Annotated in this window: 15 protein-coding genes; 5 read left to right on the top strand and 10 right to left on the bottom strand. The window is 74.5% G+C overall.

What is annotated here, in order from left to right; genetic code table 11:
• Window positions 1-30 precede the first annotated feature (30 nt).
• From ABGB16_RS10725 to ABGB16_RS10735, 3 genes are all read right to left on the bottom strand, one after another.
• Window positions 31-1,194 (bottom strand): anhydro-N-acetylmuramic acid kinase, encoded by a 1,164-nt coding sequence (locus tag ABGB16_RS10725; RefSeq protein WP_347667842.1) that lies wholly within the window; start codon window positions 1,192-1,194, stop codon window positions 31-33.
• A gap of 4 nt (window positions 1,195-1,198) precedes the next feature.
• Window positions 1,199-2,422 (bottom strand): TRAM domain-containing protein, encoded by a 1,224-nt coding sequence (locus ABGB16_RS10730; RefSeq protein ID WP_347667924.1) that lies wholly within the window; start codon window positions 2,420-2,422, stop codon window positions 1,199-1,201.
• Between the two features lie 173 nt (window positions 2,423-2,595).
• Entirely contained in the window at window positions 2,596-4,671 is a 2,076-nt protein-coding gene (locus ABGB16_RS10735) for an APC family permease (protein ID WP_347667843.1), read from the bottom strand.
• Between the two features lie 148 nt (window positions 4,672-4,819).
• Here ABGB16_RS10735 and ABGB16_RS10740 point away from each other — a divergent pair, with 148 nt between their 5' ends.
• Entirely contained in the window at window positions 4,820-5,485 is a 666-nt protein-coding gene (locus ABGB16_RS10740) for a TrkA family potassium uptake protein (RefSeq protein WP_347667844.1), read from the top strand.
• A gap of 2 nt (window positions 5,486-5,487) precedes the next feature.
• The gene (locus ABGB16_RS10745; protein WP_347667845.1) at window positions 5,488-6,177 is read left to right on the top strand and encodes a TrkA family potassium uptake protein; all 690 of its coding nucleotides are present in this window, start codon (window positions 5,488-5,490) and stop codon (window positions 6,175-6,177) included.
• A gap of 41 nt (window positions 6,178-6,218) precedes the next feature.
• Here ABGB16_RS10745 and ABGB16_RS10750 read toward each other — a convergent pair whose 3' ends face one another.
• The 4 genes from ABGB16_RS10750 to dut form a co-directional block, all read right to left on the bottom strand.
• Window positions 6,219-6,902 (bottom strand): DUF3159 domain-containing protein, encoded by a 684-nt coding sequence (locus ABGB16_RS10750; RefSeq protein WP_347667846.1) that lies wholly within the window; start codon window positions 6,900-6,902, stop codon window positions 6,219-6,221.
• 31 nt (window positions 6,903-6,933) lie between these two features.
• A complete protein-coding gene (locus ABGB16_RS10755; RefSeq protein ID WP_347667847.1) occupies window positions 6,934-7,317 on the bottom strand; it encodes an OB-fold nucleic acid binding domain-containing protein in 384 nt (127 codons plus the stop codon).
• A gap of 326 nt (window positions 7,318-7,643) precedes the next feature.
• Entirely contained in the window at window positions 7,644-8,318 is a 675-nt protein-coding gene (locus ABGB16_RS10760; protein WP_347667848.1) for a DUF3710 domain-containing protein, read from the bottom strand.
• 25 nt (window positions 8,319-8,343) lie between these two features.
• On the bottom strand, window positions 8,344-8,847 hold the full coding sequence (dut, locus tag ABGB16_RS10765; RefSeq protein ID WP_347667849.1) for a dUTP diphosphatase: 504 nt from the start codon (window positions 8,845-8,847) through the stop codon (window positions 8,344-8,346).
• Between the two features lie 84 nt (window positions 8,848-8,931).
• Between dut and ABGB16_RS10770 the strand changes: the two genes are divergently transcribed.
• Complete coding sequence (locus ABGB16_RS10770) at window positions 8,932-9,444, top strand: DUF3093 domain-containing protein (RefSeq protein WP_347667850.1); 513 nt, start codon at window positions 8,932-8,934, stop codon at window positions 9,442-9,444.
• Window positions 9,445-9,504: 60 nt separating this feature from the next.
• Here ABGB16_RS10770 and ABGB16_RS10775 read toward each other — a convergent pair whose 3' ends face one another.
• The gene (locus tag ABGB16_RS10775; RefSeq protein WP_347667925.1) at window positions 9,505-10,242 is read right to left on the bottom strand and encodes a hypothetical protein; all 738 of its coding nucleotides are present in this window, start codon (window positions 10,240-10,242) and stop codon (window positions 9,505-9,507) included.
• 507 nt (window positions 10,243-10,749) lie between these two features.
• On the bottom strand, window positions 10,750-11,046 hold the full coding sequence (locus ABGB16_RS10780; RefSeq protein ID WP_007075406.1) for a DUF4193 domain-containing protein: 297 nt from the start codon (window positions 11,044-11,046) through the stop codon (window positions 10,750-10,752).
• Window positions 11,047-11,479: 433 nt separating this feature from the next.
• On the opposite strand from ABGB16_RS10780, the gene ABGB16_RS10785 reads away from it, so the two are divergent.
• Window positions 11,480-11,995: a LytR C-terminal domain-containing protein gene (locus ABGB16_RS10785; RefSeq protein WP_347667926.1), complete on the top strand. Its 516-nt coding sequence runs from the start codon at window positions 11,480-11,482 to the stop codon at window positions 11,993-11,995.
• Between the two features lie 39 nt (window positions 11,996-12,034).
• Here the strand turns inward: ABGB16_RS10785 and ABGB16_RS10790 are convergent, their stop codons facing one another.
• The gene (locus tag ABGB16_RS10790; RefSeq protein ID WP_347667851.1) at window positions 12,035-12,853 is read right to left on the bottom strand and encodes an inositol monophosphatase family protein; all 819 of its coding nucleotides are present in this window, start codon (window positions 12,851-12,853) and stop codon (window positions 12,035-12,037) included.
• Between the two features lie 287 nt (window positions 12,854-13,140).
• Between ABGB16_RS10790 and ABGB16_RS10795 the strand changes: the two genes are divergently transcribed.
• Window positions 13,141-14,745: an RNA polymerase sigma factor gene (locus tag ABGB16_RS10795; protein WP_347667852.1), complete on the top strand. Its 1,605-nt coding sequence runs from the start codon at window positions 13,141-13,143 to the stop codon at window positions 14,743-14,745.
• The last annotated feature ends 236 nt before the right edge of the window (window positions 14,746-14,981 follow it).

Raw genomic sequence — 14,981 nt, forward strand, 5'->3', positions numbered from 1 at the left:
TGGACTCCCGCCGCCTGATCGGGCGGACAGTCACGCGGCTATGACCAGCCGCCGGGGCGGGGTCGCCGGCGGGGCGGACCGGGCCGGTCCGGCCGGCGTCCACGAGCCGAGCACGGTGGCCTCCCGGGCCCCGGTCACCGACGGGATCGCCCCCGGCAGGCCGTGCCAGGACAGCCACCCGAGCAGGGCGAACGCGTACGCCTCCCTGGCCTGGGTGGGCACGCCCAGCTCGTCGCTGGCGCGCAGCCGCCACCGCCCGTCGCCGAGGGCGGCCAGCCGCCGCAGCAGGGTGGGATTGCGCACCCCGCCGCCCGCGGCGACCACCTCGGCGACCCCGTGCCGGTCGCACTCGGCGGCGACCGTCCGGGCGGTCAGCTCGGTGAGCGTGGCCAGCACGTCGTCGGGGTCGACGGGGGCGCCGAGCGCCGCGAGCTTCCCGTCCAGGTAGCCGGCGTGGAACAGCTCCTTGCCGGTCGACTTCGGCGGCGCCGCGGCGTAGTACGGCTCGGCGAGCAGCAGCTCCAGCAGGGCGGGGTGGACCCGACCGGCCGCCGCGCGGGCCCCGTCGAGGTCGCAGGGGCGGCCCAGGAAGCGACGGGCTGCCGCGTCGAGCAGCGCGTTGGCCGGGCCCACGTCGTACCCGAGGACGGGGGCGCCGGGCGCGACCACGGTGAGGTTGGCGATGCCGCCCAGGTTGAGCGCCGCCCGCGGCGGCCCGGACTCCGCCCGCAGCAGCAGCGCGTCGAACGCCGGGACCAGCGGCGCGCCCTGCCCGCCGGCCGCCACGTCGGCCGAGCGCAGGTCCGACAGCACCGGTACGCCCACCCGCGCCGCCACCCGGGCCGGCGCGCCGAGCTGGAGGGTGCCCCGTGCCCGCCCGCCGGAGACCCAGTGGAACACCGTCTGGCCGGGCGAGACGACCGCGTCGACCCGGCCTCCGGCCAGCGCGACGCCGCGCGCCGCCGCCTCGGCGAACACCTCCCCGAGCCGGTTGTCCAGCCGGCAGACCGCCTCGATGCTGGTGGGGTTGGGCGGCAGCACCGCCCCGATCTGCGTCCGCAGCTCCTCGTCGTAGTCCAGGCCGGCGAAGCCGAGCGGCCGCAGCCGCAGCGTCTCCCCCTCGACGGCGAACTCCGCCGCCACGACGTCCACCCCGTCGTACGACGTCCCCGACATCAACCCCACGATCCGCATGCGTTCATCCTTCGGCGGCCGGCGGCAGCAGCAGGCCGACCAACTCGACGTGCTGGGTCATCGGGAACAGGTCGAAGCCGCGCAGCGCCGCGAGCCGCCACCCGGCACCGGCGAACGTCCGGACGTCCCGGGCGAAGGCCGCCGGGTCGCACGCCACGTACGCCACGGCGCGCGGGCCGGCGGCGACCAGGTCGCGCACCACCCGGGCGCCCGCCCCGGTGCGCGGCGGGTCCAGCACCACCAGGTCGACGGGTCCGGTCACGCGGCGGCGCGCCAGCGCGGTCTCCACCCGGCCCGCCACCACCTCGACCCGCAGCAGGTCCCGCAGGTTGTCCCGGGCGGCGGCCACGCCGTGCTCGGCGGACTCGACCAGGGTGATCCGGGCGTCCGGGCCGACCCGGCCGGCGAGCGCGGCGGCGAACAGCCCCGCCCCGCCGTAGAGGTCCCACGCCGACTCGCCCGGCCTCGGGTCGAGCAGGTCGAGCACCGCGTCGACCAGGGTGTCCGCCGCGGCGGGGTGCACCTGCCAGAAGCCGGACGCGGGCACCGTCCACCGGCGGCCGGCGGCCACCTCGCGTACGGCGGCCGGCCCGCTGACCACGGTCGGCACCCCCTCGGCGAGCGCGGCCACGGTGACGTCCCCGCCGGTGGAGGCGACGGTCTCGACCGCGTCCGCGTCGGGCCAGCGGGCCCCGCTCGGGGGAAGCACCGGCAGTTCCTGGATCGCGGGGTGGGCGATCAGGCAGCGGTCGATCGGCACCACCTCGTGCGAGCGGTGCTTGAGCAGGCCGGCCCGGCCGGTGGCGTCGACGGCGTAGCGGACCCGGGACCGCCAGCCCAGCCGCCCGCCGGGCAGCGCCGCGACCCGGACCCCGAGCCGGTCGACCTCCGCCTCGGTGAGCCCGGCGAGCCGGGTGAGCTGCTCGCGGACCACCGCCGCCTTCCAGTCCAGCTGGGCTTCGGGGGCGACGTGTTGCAGGTCGCAGCCGCCGCAGCGGCCCGGCTTCGCGTACGGGCAGGGCGGCTCGACCCGCTGCGGCGCGGCGTCGAGCACCGTGACCGCGTCGGCCCGGACGAACCCCCGGTGCACCTCGGTCACCTCGGCCACCACCCGCTCGCCGGGCAGCGCGTGCCGGACGAAGACGACCTGGCCGTCTACCCGGGCGACGCAGTGCCCGCCGGGGGCGACCGCGTCCACGGTCAGCTCGACCCGCTCGGCCTCCTCCAGGCCGCGCCGCTCGTCGCCCGCCGGCGACGCCGGCCGGCCCTGGACAGGATCCGCCAGCCGGTCCGGGGCGGGGTTCGCCAGCCGGCCCTGGACAGGATCCGCCAGCCGGTCCGGGGCGGGGTTCGCCGGCCGGCCCCGGGCGGGGAGCCTCGGCCGGCGACCGACCGGGGGCGTCACGGCCGGCCACCGTCGGTCGGGCCGCCCTCGCGGCGGCGCGGGGCGGAGTCGATCGGCGGCACCTGCGGCGGCAGGGTGCTGCGCGGGGCGACCCGGGGGCCGCGGGCCGGTCCCCGGCTCAGCGTCGCGTCCAGCCGGCTCAGGTCCTTGCCGGCCGTCGAGGCGAGCTGCCACGGCACGCTGGTCACCATCACACCCGGCTCGAACAGCAGCCGCCCCTTCAGCCGCAGCGCGCTCTGGTTGTGCAGCAGGTTCTCCCACCAGCGGCCGACGACGTACTCGGGGATGAAGACGGTGACCACGTCGCGCGGCGACTCCCGGCGGATGTTGGCCACGAACTCGATGATCGGCCGGGTGATCTCCCGGTACGGCGAGTCGATCACGGTCAGCGGCACCGGCAGTTCCCGCCGTTCCCAGTCGTCCTGGAGGGCGCGGGTGTCCTTCTCGTCGACGTTGACCGTCACCGCGGTCAGGGTGTCCGGCCGGGTGGCCCGGGCGTACGCGATGGCGCGCAGGGTCGGCTGGTGCAGCTTGCTGACCAGCACGACGGCGTGGTTGCGGGCCGGCAGCACGCCCCGGACCTCGGTCGGTTCCAGCTCGGCGGCGACCCGGTCGTAGTGCCGGCGGATGGCCAGCATCAGCAGGTAGATCACGGCCATCGCCGCGATGGCGATCCACGCGCCGAGCAGGAACTTGGTGATCAGGACGATCACCAGCACCGTGCCGGTGAGCGCCATGCCGAAGCCGTTGATGGCCCGCGACCGGTGCATCCGGCGGCGGGCCTCCGGGTCGCGTTCGGTGCGCAGGTGCCGGTTCCAGTGCCGGATCATGCCGGCCTGGGAGAGGGTGAACGAGACGAAGACGCCGACGATGTACAGCTGGATCAGCCGGGTCACCTCGGCCTGGAAGCCGACGATCAGCACCACCGCGAAGACGGCGAGGAACACGATGCCGTTGGAGAACGCCAGCCGGTCGCCCCGGGTGTGCAGCTGCCGGGGCAGGTAGCGGTCCTGGGCGAGGATCGAGCCGAGCACCGGGAAGCCGTTGAACGCGGTGTTGGCGGCCAGGAAGAGGATCAACGCGGTCATCCCGGCGACGACGTACAGCAGCACCGACCCGGAGCCGAAGACCGTCTCGCCGAGCTGGGTGGTGACGGTCTTCTGCACGTACCCGGCGGGGCCGGAGACGATCTGGGTCCTCGGGTCCTCCACGAACTGCAGGCCGGTGGCCTGGGCCAGCAGGATGATCCCGACCAGCATGGACACCGCGATGGCGCCGAGCAGCAGCAGGGTGGTGGCCGCGTTGCGGCTCTTCGGCGCCTTGAACGCCGGCACCCCGTTGGAGATCGCCTCCACGCCGGTGAGCGCCGCGCAGCCGGAGGAGAACGTGCGCAGCAGCAGGAAGACCAGGGCGAACCCGGTGACGCTGTGCTCGGCCTGGATCTCCAGGCCGGCGCTCGGGGCGTGCAGGTCGTGGCCGAGGACGAAGATCCGGACCAGGCCGGTGAGCAGCATCCCGCCCATGACGATGACGAAGCCGTACGTCGGGATGGCGAACGCGGTGCCGGACTCGCGCAGGCCGCGCAGGTTGATCGCGGTGAGCAGCACCACCGCGACGACCGCGATGAGCACCTTGTGGGTGGCCACGAACGGCACCACGGAGCCCAGGTTGGCCACCCCGGAGGAGACCGAGACCGCCACGGTGAGCACGTAGTCGACCAGCAGGGCGCTGGCCACCGCGACGCCCGCCCGGGGGCCCAGGTTGACCGTGGCCACCTCGTAGTCGCCGCCGCCGGAGGGGTAGGCGTGCACGTTCTGCCGGTAGCTGGCGACCACCGTGAGCATCACCACGACCACGGTCAGGGCGATCCACGGCGAGAACAGGAACGCCGACGCGCCCGCGATGGACAGCGTCAGCAGGATCTCGTCCGGGGCGTACGCGACGCTGGACAGCGCGTCGGAGGCGAAGACGGGCAGGGCGATGCGCTTCGGCAGGAGGGTGTGCTGGAGCCGGTCGGACCGGAACGGTCGACCGAGCAGAAGCCGCTTCAGCAGCGAGGTGGGACTGGCCACAAGCGCTAAGGGTACGGCCACGGCAGCGCCGGTGCCGGGGTGGCCGATCACGGGCGCGGAACCGGGCGCGGTACCGTCGTCCCCCGCTGACCCGCGGAACGTGGCAGGCTCGCAGTGCAGCGGGTGCGCGCACCTTGGGAGGGACACCGTGCATGTCGTGATCATGGGCTGCGGCCGGGTCGGTTCGACCCTCGCCCAGAGCCTGGAGTCCCGGGGCCACTCGGTGGCGGTGATCGACCAGGACGCCGACGCCTTCCGCCGGCTCAGCCCGGACTTCGCCGGCGTCACCGTGACCGGGGCCGGCTTCGACGGCGAGGTGCTGCGGCAGGCCGGCATCGAGCGGGCGGACGCCTTCGCCGCGGTCTCCAGCGGCGACAACTCCAACATCATCTCCGCCCGGCTGGCCCGCGAGACGTTCGGCGTCTCCCGGGTGGCCGCCCGGATCTACGACCAGCGCCGGGCGCAGGTCTACGAGCGGCTGGGCATCCCGACGGTGGCCACCGTGCGGTGGACCGCCGACCGGATGCTGCGGCACCTGGTCCCGGAGGGCAACGTGGAGATCTTCCGGGACCCGACCAGCACGGTCTCGATCGTCGAGGTGCCGGTGCACAAGGACTGGATCGGGCGTCCGCTGCGGGCGCTGGAGGAGGCGGCCGGGGCGCGGGTGGCGTATCTCACCCGCTTCGGCATCGGCACGCTGCCCACCGGGTCCAGCGTCGTGCAGGAGGGCGACCAGGTCTTCATGCTGGTCACCGACGACATCATGGCGTCGGTCACGTCGGCGGCCGGAAGCCCGCCGGAAGGAGCGCACTAGAGATGCGGATCGCCATCGCCGGCGCCGGCAACGTGGGCCGCTCGATCGCCCAGGAGCTGATCGACAACGGCCACCAGGTGATGCTCATCGAGCGCCAGCCCAAGATGCTCCGGCCGGACCGGGTGCCCGCCGCCGACTGGGTGCTCGCGGACGCCTGCGAGCTGGCCAGCCTGGAGGAGGCCAACCTCGCCGGCTGCGACGTGGTCGTCGCCGCGACCGGGGACGACAAGGTCAACCTGGTGGTGTCGCTGCTGGCCAAGACCGAGTTCGCGGTGCCCCGGGTGGTGGCCCGGGTGAACCGGGCCGAGAACGAGTGGCTGTTCACCGAGCAGTGGGGCGTCGACGTCGCGGTGAGCAAGCCGCGGGTGATGGCGGCCCTGGTCGAGGAGGCGGTGACGGTCGGCGACCTGGTCCGGCTGATGACGTTCCGACAGGGCGAGGCGAACCTCGTCGAGATCACCCTGCCGCCCACCGCCCCGTACGTCGGGCAGCCGATCCACGCCGTGCCGCTGCCCCGGGACGCCGCCCTGGTGGCGATCCTGCGCGGCAAGCGGGTGCTGGTGCCCAGCCCGGACGATCCGATCGAGGCGGGGGACGAGCTGGTCTTCGTCTGCACCGCCGAGGTGGAGGACGAGGTCCGCGCGGTGGTCCTCGGCGCGGACAGCGTGGAACGGACCCGCGGCGGGAGGTGAGCGCCGTGCCCGGCGGCGGGGCCGGGACCGGCCGGGCGGGGTCAGCCGCCGGGCAGCGGCTCGGCCGCCCGCGTCTCGCGGGTGACCCGGCGCACCGTCCACACCGTGATCAGCAGCAGCAGCGCGTACGGCGGGTAGCCGAGGGCCAGGCGGGCGATGCCCAGCGCGGTGTCCTGATGGGCGTACCAGAGCGCGGCCTGCACGCCGACCTTGGCCAGCCACACCACGCCCCACAGCACGGTGAGCTGGGTGAAGGTGCGCACCAGCCGGGGGTCGTCGCGCCAGTCCGCGCGGCCCTTGGCCACCAGCACCGACCACAGCCAGCCGACCAGGGGCTGCCGGATCACCGCGGAGAGCAGCAGCACCAGGCCGTAGCCGATGCCGTACAGGATGCCGGGGAGGTAGAAGTCCCGTTCCTCGCCGGTGCGCAGCGCGATGAACGCGCCGATGGCGATGCCGAACAGGCCGTTGACCGCGTGCCGGACCGGCCGGCGCTGCGCCAACCGCAGGCCGGCGATGAGCAGCGCCGTGGCCACCGAGGCGATGATCGCGGGGCGCAGCTCGCCGATGATGTTGGCGACCACGAAGACGAACACCGGGACGCTCGACTCGACCAGGCCGCGCCAGCCGCCCAACTGCTCGGCCATCTGCTCGGCGAGCGTCGGCAGGCGTTCCTCCCCGGGGCCGGTCTCCGGCTCCGTCGCCCGGTCCTGTCCGGTGGTCATCGCACGTCTCCCGTCCGCGGCGCCCGCGCCGTCACTTCGGCGACTCCAGCTCGTAGTACGGGTTGTAGATGACCTTGCGGTCGTCCCGCACCGCCATCCGCCCCCGGGCGGTCAGATGCCGCCCCGGCTCGATCCCGGCGATGTGCCGCCGCCCGAGCCAGACCAGCGTCACCACGTCGCTGCCGTCGTACAGGTCGGCCTCCAGGGTGGGCAGGTTGGTCCTGGGAGTGTAGACCACGGTACGCAGCCGGCCGGTCACCGAGACCACCTGACCGCGCGTGCACTGCCGGGCCGGCATCCCGCCGGACTCCGCGCTCTCCCGGCGCAGTTCCTGCGCCTCGATCTCGGCCTCGCTCGCGGTGAGCCGGTGCAGGAGCCGCCGCAGCGACACCCTGCGGCCCTCGTCGGTCGTCATGACCTCCGCGTCACCCTCTCCTGGGCTGGCCGGCCGCGCCGGCACCGTGCGGCCCCGGCGTGTCGGGACCGTGCCGCCAGCGTACGCCGAGCGCCGGGTGGCACGGGGCCGGCCGCACGCCGGCCGCGCCAGGTGCCAGCTCGACGCCGCCCCGGGCGGCCGGGACATCCCGGGCGGGTTGGTCCACTCCATGTCGCCGACATGGCGGCATCCCGAGCCTCGGACACCGCCATGTCGCCGACACGGCGGCGCCAGCCCGCCTGCGCGACCCGGGGACCGGCCGCGCCGGCGTGGGCGCCGACGGGCCGGGGCCGGGTCGGTACGGCTCAGGCCTGGATCGGGCCCGGGGCGGCCGGGGCGCCCTCATCGGCGGGGCCGGCCTGCTCGGCGACCTCGCGGGGCAGCCGCAGCGGCAGCGGCTCGCGCACCGGCTTCGCCTCCTGGCCGCGGTCGACGACCAGCCCGTCCAGCACCTGGGCCAGCGGCCCCGCGGCAGTCGGGTCGGCGGCAGCCTCGCCCTGGTAGACGCCGCGGACCATCCACCGCGGCCCGTCGATGCCCACGAAGCGCAGGTCGGTCACGCCGTCCGGGGTGCGCACCCGGGCATGCAGCTCCGGGCCGTACTCGCCCTGGCGCTCCTGCGCCGCCGCGCCGTCGTTGAACAGCGACTGGCGGATCTCCTCGCGCACCTCGTCCCAGATGCCCTCGGAACGCGGCGCGGCGAAGACGCCGAGCTGCAGCGCGCTCTGGCCGTGCACCAGCACGACCTGCTGGATCACGCCCTGCGGGTCGGCCTGCACCCGCACCTCCACGTCGGGCACCGCCGGGATCTGCAGGCTGCCCAGGTCGAGCCGTTGCACCCCCGCCGGGGCCTCGGAGACGTCGTACGGGCCACGCGCCGGCCCCGCCGGCTCGTCGGTGCCGTGCCCGACGACCGCCTCGGCGGCCCGCTCGTCGCTGGCCTGCCGCCCGTCACCGGCCCGCTTTCGGGAGAAGATCACTGCGCCCACCCTCCGCTGTTCGCACTCACCCTGCCACCTCTTCCGGCTGCCCGCTCGCCCGCTCCGCCGGCGGCGGGACGAGCCCGGCGTGGCCGCCGGTCGAGCCGTGCCCGCCGACACCCCGCCGGGACGGCGGCAGCTCGGCCACCGGCTGGAAATCGACCCGCTCCACCCGCTGGACAACGAGCTGGGCGATCCGATCGCCACGGGTGATCTTCGCCGATGTCGTCCGATCATGGTTGATCAGGTTGACCAGGATCTCACCCCGGTAGCCGGCGTCGACCGTACCGGGCGCGTTGAGCACCGTCACGCCGAGCCTGGCCGCCAGGCCCGAACGGGGATGCACCAGGCCCACGTACCCCTCGGGGAGGGCGATCGCCACGCCGGTCGGGACCAGGGCCCGGCCGCCGGGCGGCAGCTCCACGTCCGCGGCGGCCACCAGGTCCGCCCCGGCGTCGCCGGGATGGGCGTACGCGGGCAGCGGCAGCTCCGGGTCGAGTTGTCGTACGGGCACGGGTACGTCGGTCACGGTCTCCCTCTTCCGTCCGGTTCGCGGGGTGACCCTGTCATCCTGCCGGGTCCGCCGCCCGTCGTGCGCCGTACCCTGACACGGGTGAGCCCGTCGTCCTCCCCGCCGCCCCCGGCGCCGCCCGTCCCGGGGGCGACCACCGCGTACTCCGAGCGGCTCAGCCTGCCGTGGTGGCTGTGGCTGGCCGGCGTGGCCCTCGGCGGCTTCCTCGCCCTGGAGCTGTGGATGGGCGCGGACGGCGTCCGCGCCTGGCTGCCGTTCGCGGTGCTGCTGCCGGCGACCGTGGCCGCCCTGTGGTGGCTCGGCCGGATCCGCGTCGCCGTGGCCGACGGTGAGCTGCGGGTGGACGATGCCCGGCTGCCGCTGCGGTTCGTCGCCGACGCGGTCCCGCTGGACGCGGCCGGCCGGCGTGAGGTGCTCGGCGTCGGGGCCGACCCGCTGGCCTTCGTGGTGCAGCGGCCGTGGATTCCCGGCGCGGTGCAGGTCGTGCTGGACGATCCCGCGGACCCGACCCCGTTCTGGGTGGTCAGCAGCCGCGACCCGGTGCGACTCGCCGCCGCGCTCGTGGCGGCCCGCAGCCTGAAGCGCGAGGAGTGAGCCGGGTTTGCGAGCCCCGCAGTCGCGAACCGCGGGAAACGACGCCGCCTGAGGGCAGGCTCAGGGCAGCACGGGCGGCGGCCCGGGCAGGGCGCGGCGCTGTCCGCGCAGGTCCCTGCGGAGCTGGTCGGCCAGCGCCCGGGTGGCTCGCCGGTTGAGGTAGCTGGCCACGGCCGCCCCGGTGAGCAGCGGGCCCAGCGTGGTCAGGTTGCGGCCGAACCGCCGGAGCAGGGTGTCACGCAACTCCCTCCGGGCCGCCGTACCGAGCACCGCGCCGACGCCCACCCCCGGCGTCATCGGGTTGATCCCGCGCTGGCCGGCCCAGGACTGCACCAGGGCCACCGCGCGCCGGGCCCCGCCGGGGGGCAGCGGCGCCCCGTACACCTCGTGCAGCTCGCCGATCAGCTTCAGCTCCACCGCCACCACGGCGACCGTCTCGGCGGCCAGCAGCACGGGCGCCGAGAGCAGGGTCGGGGTGATCGTCCACTCGACGGCGGCCACGCCTCCGCCGGCCGCGCCGATGCCCGCGGTCGTCCGCGCCGCGTTGCGGACCAGCCGGTCGGCGATGGCCTCGTCGTCGAGGCCGGGGAAGTGCCGGCGCAGCGCGGCCAGGTCCCGGATCGGCACGTGCGGGGCGATCTCGGCGACGGTCTCGGTCATCCAACGGACGGCCGCCCTCGGCTTGAACAGGTCGGCGAGTCCGCGTGCCCGGGCCTGGCCGACCAGCCGGGTCAGTAGCTGCCGCCGGCGGGCCGGCGCGATGTCGTCCGCGGTCAGCGCGGCGACGGTGGCGCCCAGTTCGTCCGCGTCCTCGCGGGCGTCCGCGCCGGGCCCGCCCGCGGCGGACCCGGCGGCCGGGCGGTCGGGGCCGGCAGAGGAGGTTGCGGCCGGGCCGCCAGCGATCGGGGCCGGGCCGCCAGCGGTCGAGGCCGGGCCGCCAGCGGTCGGGGCCGGGTCGCCAGCGATCGGGGCCGGGTCGCCGGGGGCGGGAGCCGGGCCGGGACGGGATACCGGCGGCCGGTCGACGCCGGGTCCCGCCGGGCCGCTGCCGGGCCGCCCGTCCCTGCCCGCGTCGCTGCGCTCACCCATGGCTCGATCCTCCCGGAACCGTCGGCGTGGAAGCTGCCCAGACGAGTCAAGCAGTTCCACGCCACCGGCGCACGGCGACCGGGCGGGACGGTGCCGGCGACGTGGGACGCGGCCGGCCGGCGCGCCGTGGAGGCGCGGTCAGCCGGCGGGGCCGGCGGCGGGTGTCGACAGCGGCGGCCCCGCCGAGGAGGCCGCCGCCGGTGTTCCCCGTCGCGCTCAGACGCACTCGCGGCAGATCAGCTCGCCGTTGCGCTCGACCGCCAACTGGCTGCGGTGGTGGACCAGGAAGCAGCGGGCGCACCGGAACTCGTCCTGCTGCATCGGTAGCACCTTGACCGTGAGCTCCTCGTCGGCCAGGTCGGCGCCGGGGAGCTCGAAGCTCTCGGCGACCTCCGCCTCGTCGACGTCCACGGCACCCGACTGTGAGTCGACGCGCCGGGCCTTCAGCTCTTCCAGGCTGTCCTCGCCGAGGTCGACCTCGTCGCGACGCGGGGCGTCGTAGTCGGTGGCCATCGGTTTCACTCTCCCATGTCGATATGGTCGCTTCCGGTTGTAACGCCGGACGACGCTGTTTCGGTTCCGCTGGCCGGCCACCGATATGTGTCGGTCACCCGACCCGACGCCGGTCGGGTCGGGCCGCCAGAGAAACTTCCCCCGGCGAGCGCGGTACCTTACCCCCCTCTGGGCGAGGCATGTATACCGCCCTCGTGGCTCAGATGTACGCCCCAGCACCCCAAGTTGTTCCCAATGTGACTCAGGCGACACGAAGATAGGGGTAGTAGTACCCGGTTGCTGGTTGGCGCGCCGGCATGTCGGACTGTTTCCACGCGACCGTCGGACAACCGTTAACCTCAGCGGCGTACTCGACGGCCGGCGGGTGGCCCGACCGCCGGCGGCCGCCGCCACCCACCACTGTCCGGGGAGCGTCCAGATGAGCTTTGCGCGGGTGCGAGCACTCGTTGTCGTCGGCCTGCTGGCGGTCGTCGCCCTGGTCTTCGTGGTCGTGGCCGTGGTCCGCGACACCCAGAGCGTGGCCGGCCAGGCCGCCGGGTGCCCCGAGGGCGCGCCGCTGGCGGACCTGACCCTCCGCCAGTACAAGGATGTGAAGATCAACATCTACAACGCCACCGACCAGGTGGGCCTGGCCGCCAGCGTCGCGGACGACTTCCGCAACCGCAAGTTCCAGGTGAAGAAGACGGGCACCGAGCGTAAGCAGGTCGACGACATCGCCATCCTGCGGTACGGCCCGAAGGGCGTCGGCTCGGCGCACCTGCTGCGCGCCTTCTTCCTCGACAACGCCACGCCCGTCTACGAGGAGGGCCGCAAGGACGACACCGTCGACGTGGTGCTGGGCAACGGCTTCCAGCAGCTCGCCACCACCACCGAGGTCAACCAGTCCCTCGGCGACCTCGGCTCCCCGGTCGCGCCCGCCGGCACGTGCCCGATGCCCGTCAAGAAGTGACCCCGCCCGGCGCGAGACCCTGACCAGGCAGAGCGCGGGTCAGGGTCCGCCGGAGGCGTCCAGCGCGGCGAGCCGGTCGTGCAGCGGCTGGAACAGCGCCGGCGGGGCGGCGATCAGCAGGTCCGGCCCGGGCGGCAGTCCGCCCAGCCCGGCCACCCGCAGCCCGGCCTCGGCCGCGACCAGCGCCCCGGCCGCGTGGTCCCATGCGGCCAGCCCCTTCTCGTAGTACGCGTCCAGCCGCCCCTCGGCGGCCAGGCAGAGATCCAGCGCCGCGGCGCCCTGCCGGCGGATGTCCCGCACGTGCGGGATCAGTTCCGCCAGCACCCGGGCCTGGTGGGCGCGCCGCCCCGGGTCGTAGCCGAACCCGGTGCCGACGAGCGCCTGGCTCAGATCGGTCTCGCCCGAGCAGCGCAGCCGCTCGCCACCGCGGTACGCGCCGCCCCCGGCCGTGGCCGTCCACTCCTCGCCGGTGGCGACGTTGCGCACCACGCCCGCGACCACCTCGCCGTCCACCTCCGCGGCCAGCGACACCGCGCAGTACGGCAGCCCGTACAGGTAGTTGACGGTGCCGTCGATCGGGTCGACGATCCAGCGCACCCGGGCCGCCCCGGCCTCCGGCCCGCCGGCGCCGTACTCCTCGCCGAACACCGCGTCGTGCGGTCGGACCCGGCGCAGCGCGTCGACCACCTGCCGCTCGACCGCCCGGTCGGCCGCGGTGACCACGTCGGTGACCGTGGACTTGGTCGCCGCCACCGAGACGCCCTCGGCCCGCATCCGGTGCGCGGTCGCCGCCGCGTCCCGGGCCACGTCGACGGCGATCTTCAGCAGCTCCCGCGGCCGCGGCGCCGACCCGTCCATTCCCGTCCCCTTCCAGCGCGAGCGGGCTCGTCCGCCTCGCACGCGAGTATCATCCTTACAAACTCCACAACCGCCCCGAATCGGCGGTCCCGGGCGTGGGTCCGCCGTGCGGCGCAGGATGATCGCCGCAGACGGCGTTACAATTCACCCCTGCCCACGCGCCACGGACCGCCAACGACCGGCCGGCCCGGGACACGAGGGTCCCTCAACCACATCGTCCGGCACCGCGCCCCACGCTGCGCCGGGCAACCCGGCCGTGCTCGCTCTTCGCCTCCGGAAGGTCATTCGTGACAGAACCCCGCCAGACCGGCGCCGACGTTCGCTCGCTCACCGACACCCTGATCGCCCACGCGCAGAGCGCGGGCGGCCAGCTCACGTCGGCTCAGCTCGCACGCACCGTCGAGTCCGCCGAGGTGACTCCGGCCCAGGCCAAGAAGATCCTGCGTGCGCTCGCGGAAGCGGGGGTGACCGTGGTCGTGGACGGCTCGGCCAGCCCGCGCCGCCGCGTCGCCGCCGCCCGGTCCGCCACCCCGGCGTCCCGAGCCACCACCGCCAAGACCACCAAGAAGACCGCCCCGCCGGCCCCGAAGCAGGCCCCCGCCGTCGACGAGGCCCCCGCCCCGGCGCCGAGGAAGGTGGCCGCGCGCAAGGCCACGACCGAGGCGGTCGCCAAGGCCGCCGTTCCGGCGAAGGCGGCGAAGTCCACCCGGGTGGCCAAGGCCACCGTGGCCGCCGCGGGCAAGCAGCCCGCCAAGGCCGCGGCGAAGACCAAGGGCGGCGACCCCGCCGAGGGGGAGATCGATCCGGAGGAACTGGCCGCCGAGATCGAGGACGTGGTGGTCGAGGAGCCGGCCGAGCTGGCCCAGGCCGCCGAGGCCGACGCCGCCAGCTCGGCGACGGACAACGACTTCGAGTGGGACGACGAGGAGTCCGAGGCGCTCAAGCAGGCGCGTCGCGACGCCGAGCTGACCGCGTCCGCCGACTCCGTCCGCGCGTACCTGAAGCAGATCGGCAAGGTTCCCCTGCTCAACGCCGAGCAGGAGGTGGAGCTCGCCAAGCGGATCGAGGCCGGCCTCTACGCCGCCGAGCGGCTGCGCGCCGCCGAGGAGGGCGAGGAGAAGCTGACTCGCGACATGCAGCGCGACCTGCTCTGGATTTCCCGGGACGGCGAGCGGGCGAAGAACCACCTGCTGGAGGCCAACCTCCGACTGGTGGTGTCGCTGGCCAAGCGGTACACGGGCCGCGGGATGGCGTTCCTCGACCTGATCCAGGAGGGCAACCTCGGCCTGATCCGGGCGGTCGAGAAGTTCGACTACACCAAGGGCTACAAGTTCTCCACGTACGCCACCTGGTGGATCCGGCAGGCGATCACCCGGGCCATGGCCGACCAGGCCCGCACCATCCGCATCCCGGTGCACATGGTCGAGGTGATCAACAAGCTCGGCCGGATCCAGCGCGAGCTGCTCCAGGACCTGGGCCGCGAGCCCACGCCGGAGGAGCTGGCGAAGGAGATGGACATCACACCGGAGAAGGTGCTGGAGATCCAGCAGTACGCCCGGGAGCCCATCTCGCTCGACCAGACCATCGGCGACGAGGGCGACAGCCAGCTCGGCGACTTCATCGAGGACTCGGAGGCCGTGGTCGCGGTCGACGCCGTCTCGTTCTCGCTGCTGCAGGACCAGCTCCAGCAGGTGCTCCAGACGCTGTCCGAGCGGGAGGCGGGCGTGGTCCGGCTGCGGTTCGGCCTGACCGACGGCCAGCCGCGGACGCTGGACGAGATCGGCCAGGTCTACGGCGTGACCCGGGAGCGGATCCGCCAGATCGAGTCCAAGACCATGTCGAAGCTGCGCCACCCGTCCCGTTCACAGGTGCTCCGCGACTACCTGGACTGAGCCGGATCGTCAACCAAACGTGTCGCTTTGATCACCAGGCGTGCAACACCCCATCGCGATCGGTTGGTTGCACGATTGTGATCGTTGACGTGGCACCCTTGGGGCACGGCACACTGTTGCCGCCATGTGTGACCTCGGTCCCCCGCGGGCACACAGGGAAGGCAGCGCCCGAGTTGGGTGTTGCACGATAGGTGAGCAACGACCGAAGAGATTGTTCATCGGTGACGACCAGAGGA

This window comes from Micromonospora sp. B11E3, assembly GCF_039871625.1.
Taxonomy (GTDB): domain Bacteria; phylum Actinomycetota; class Actinomycetes; order Mycobacteriales; family Micromonosporaceae; genus Micromonospora.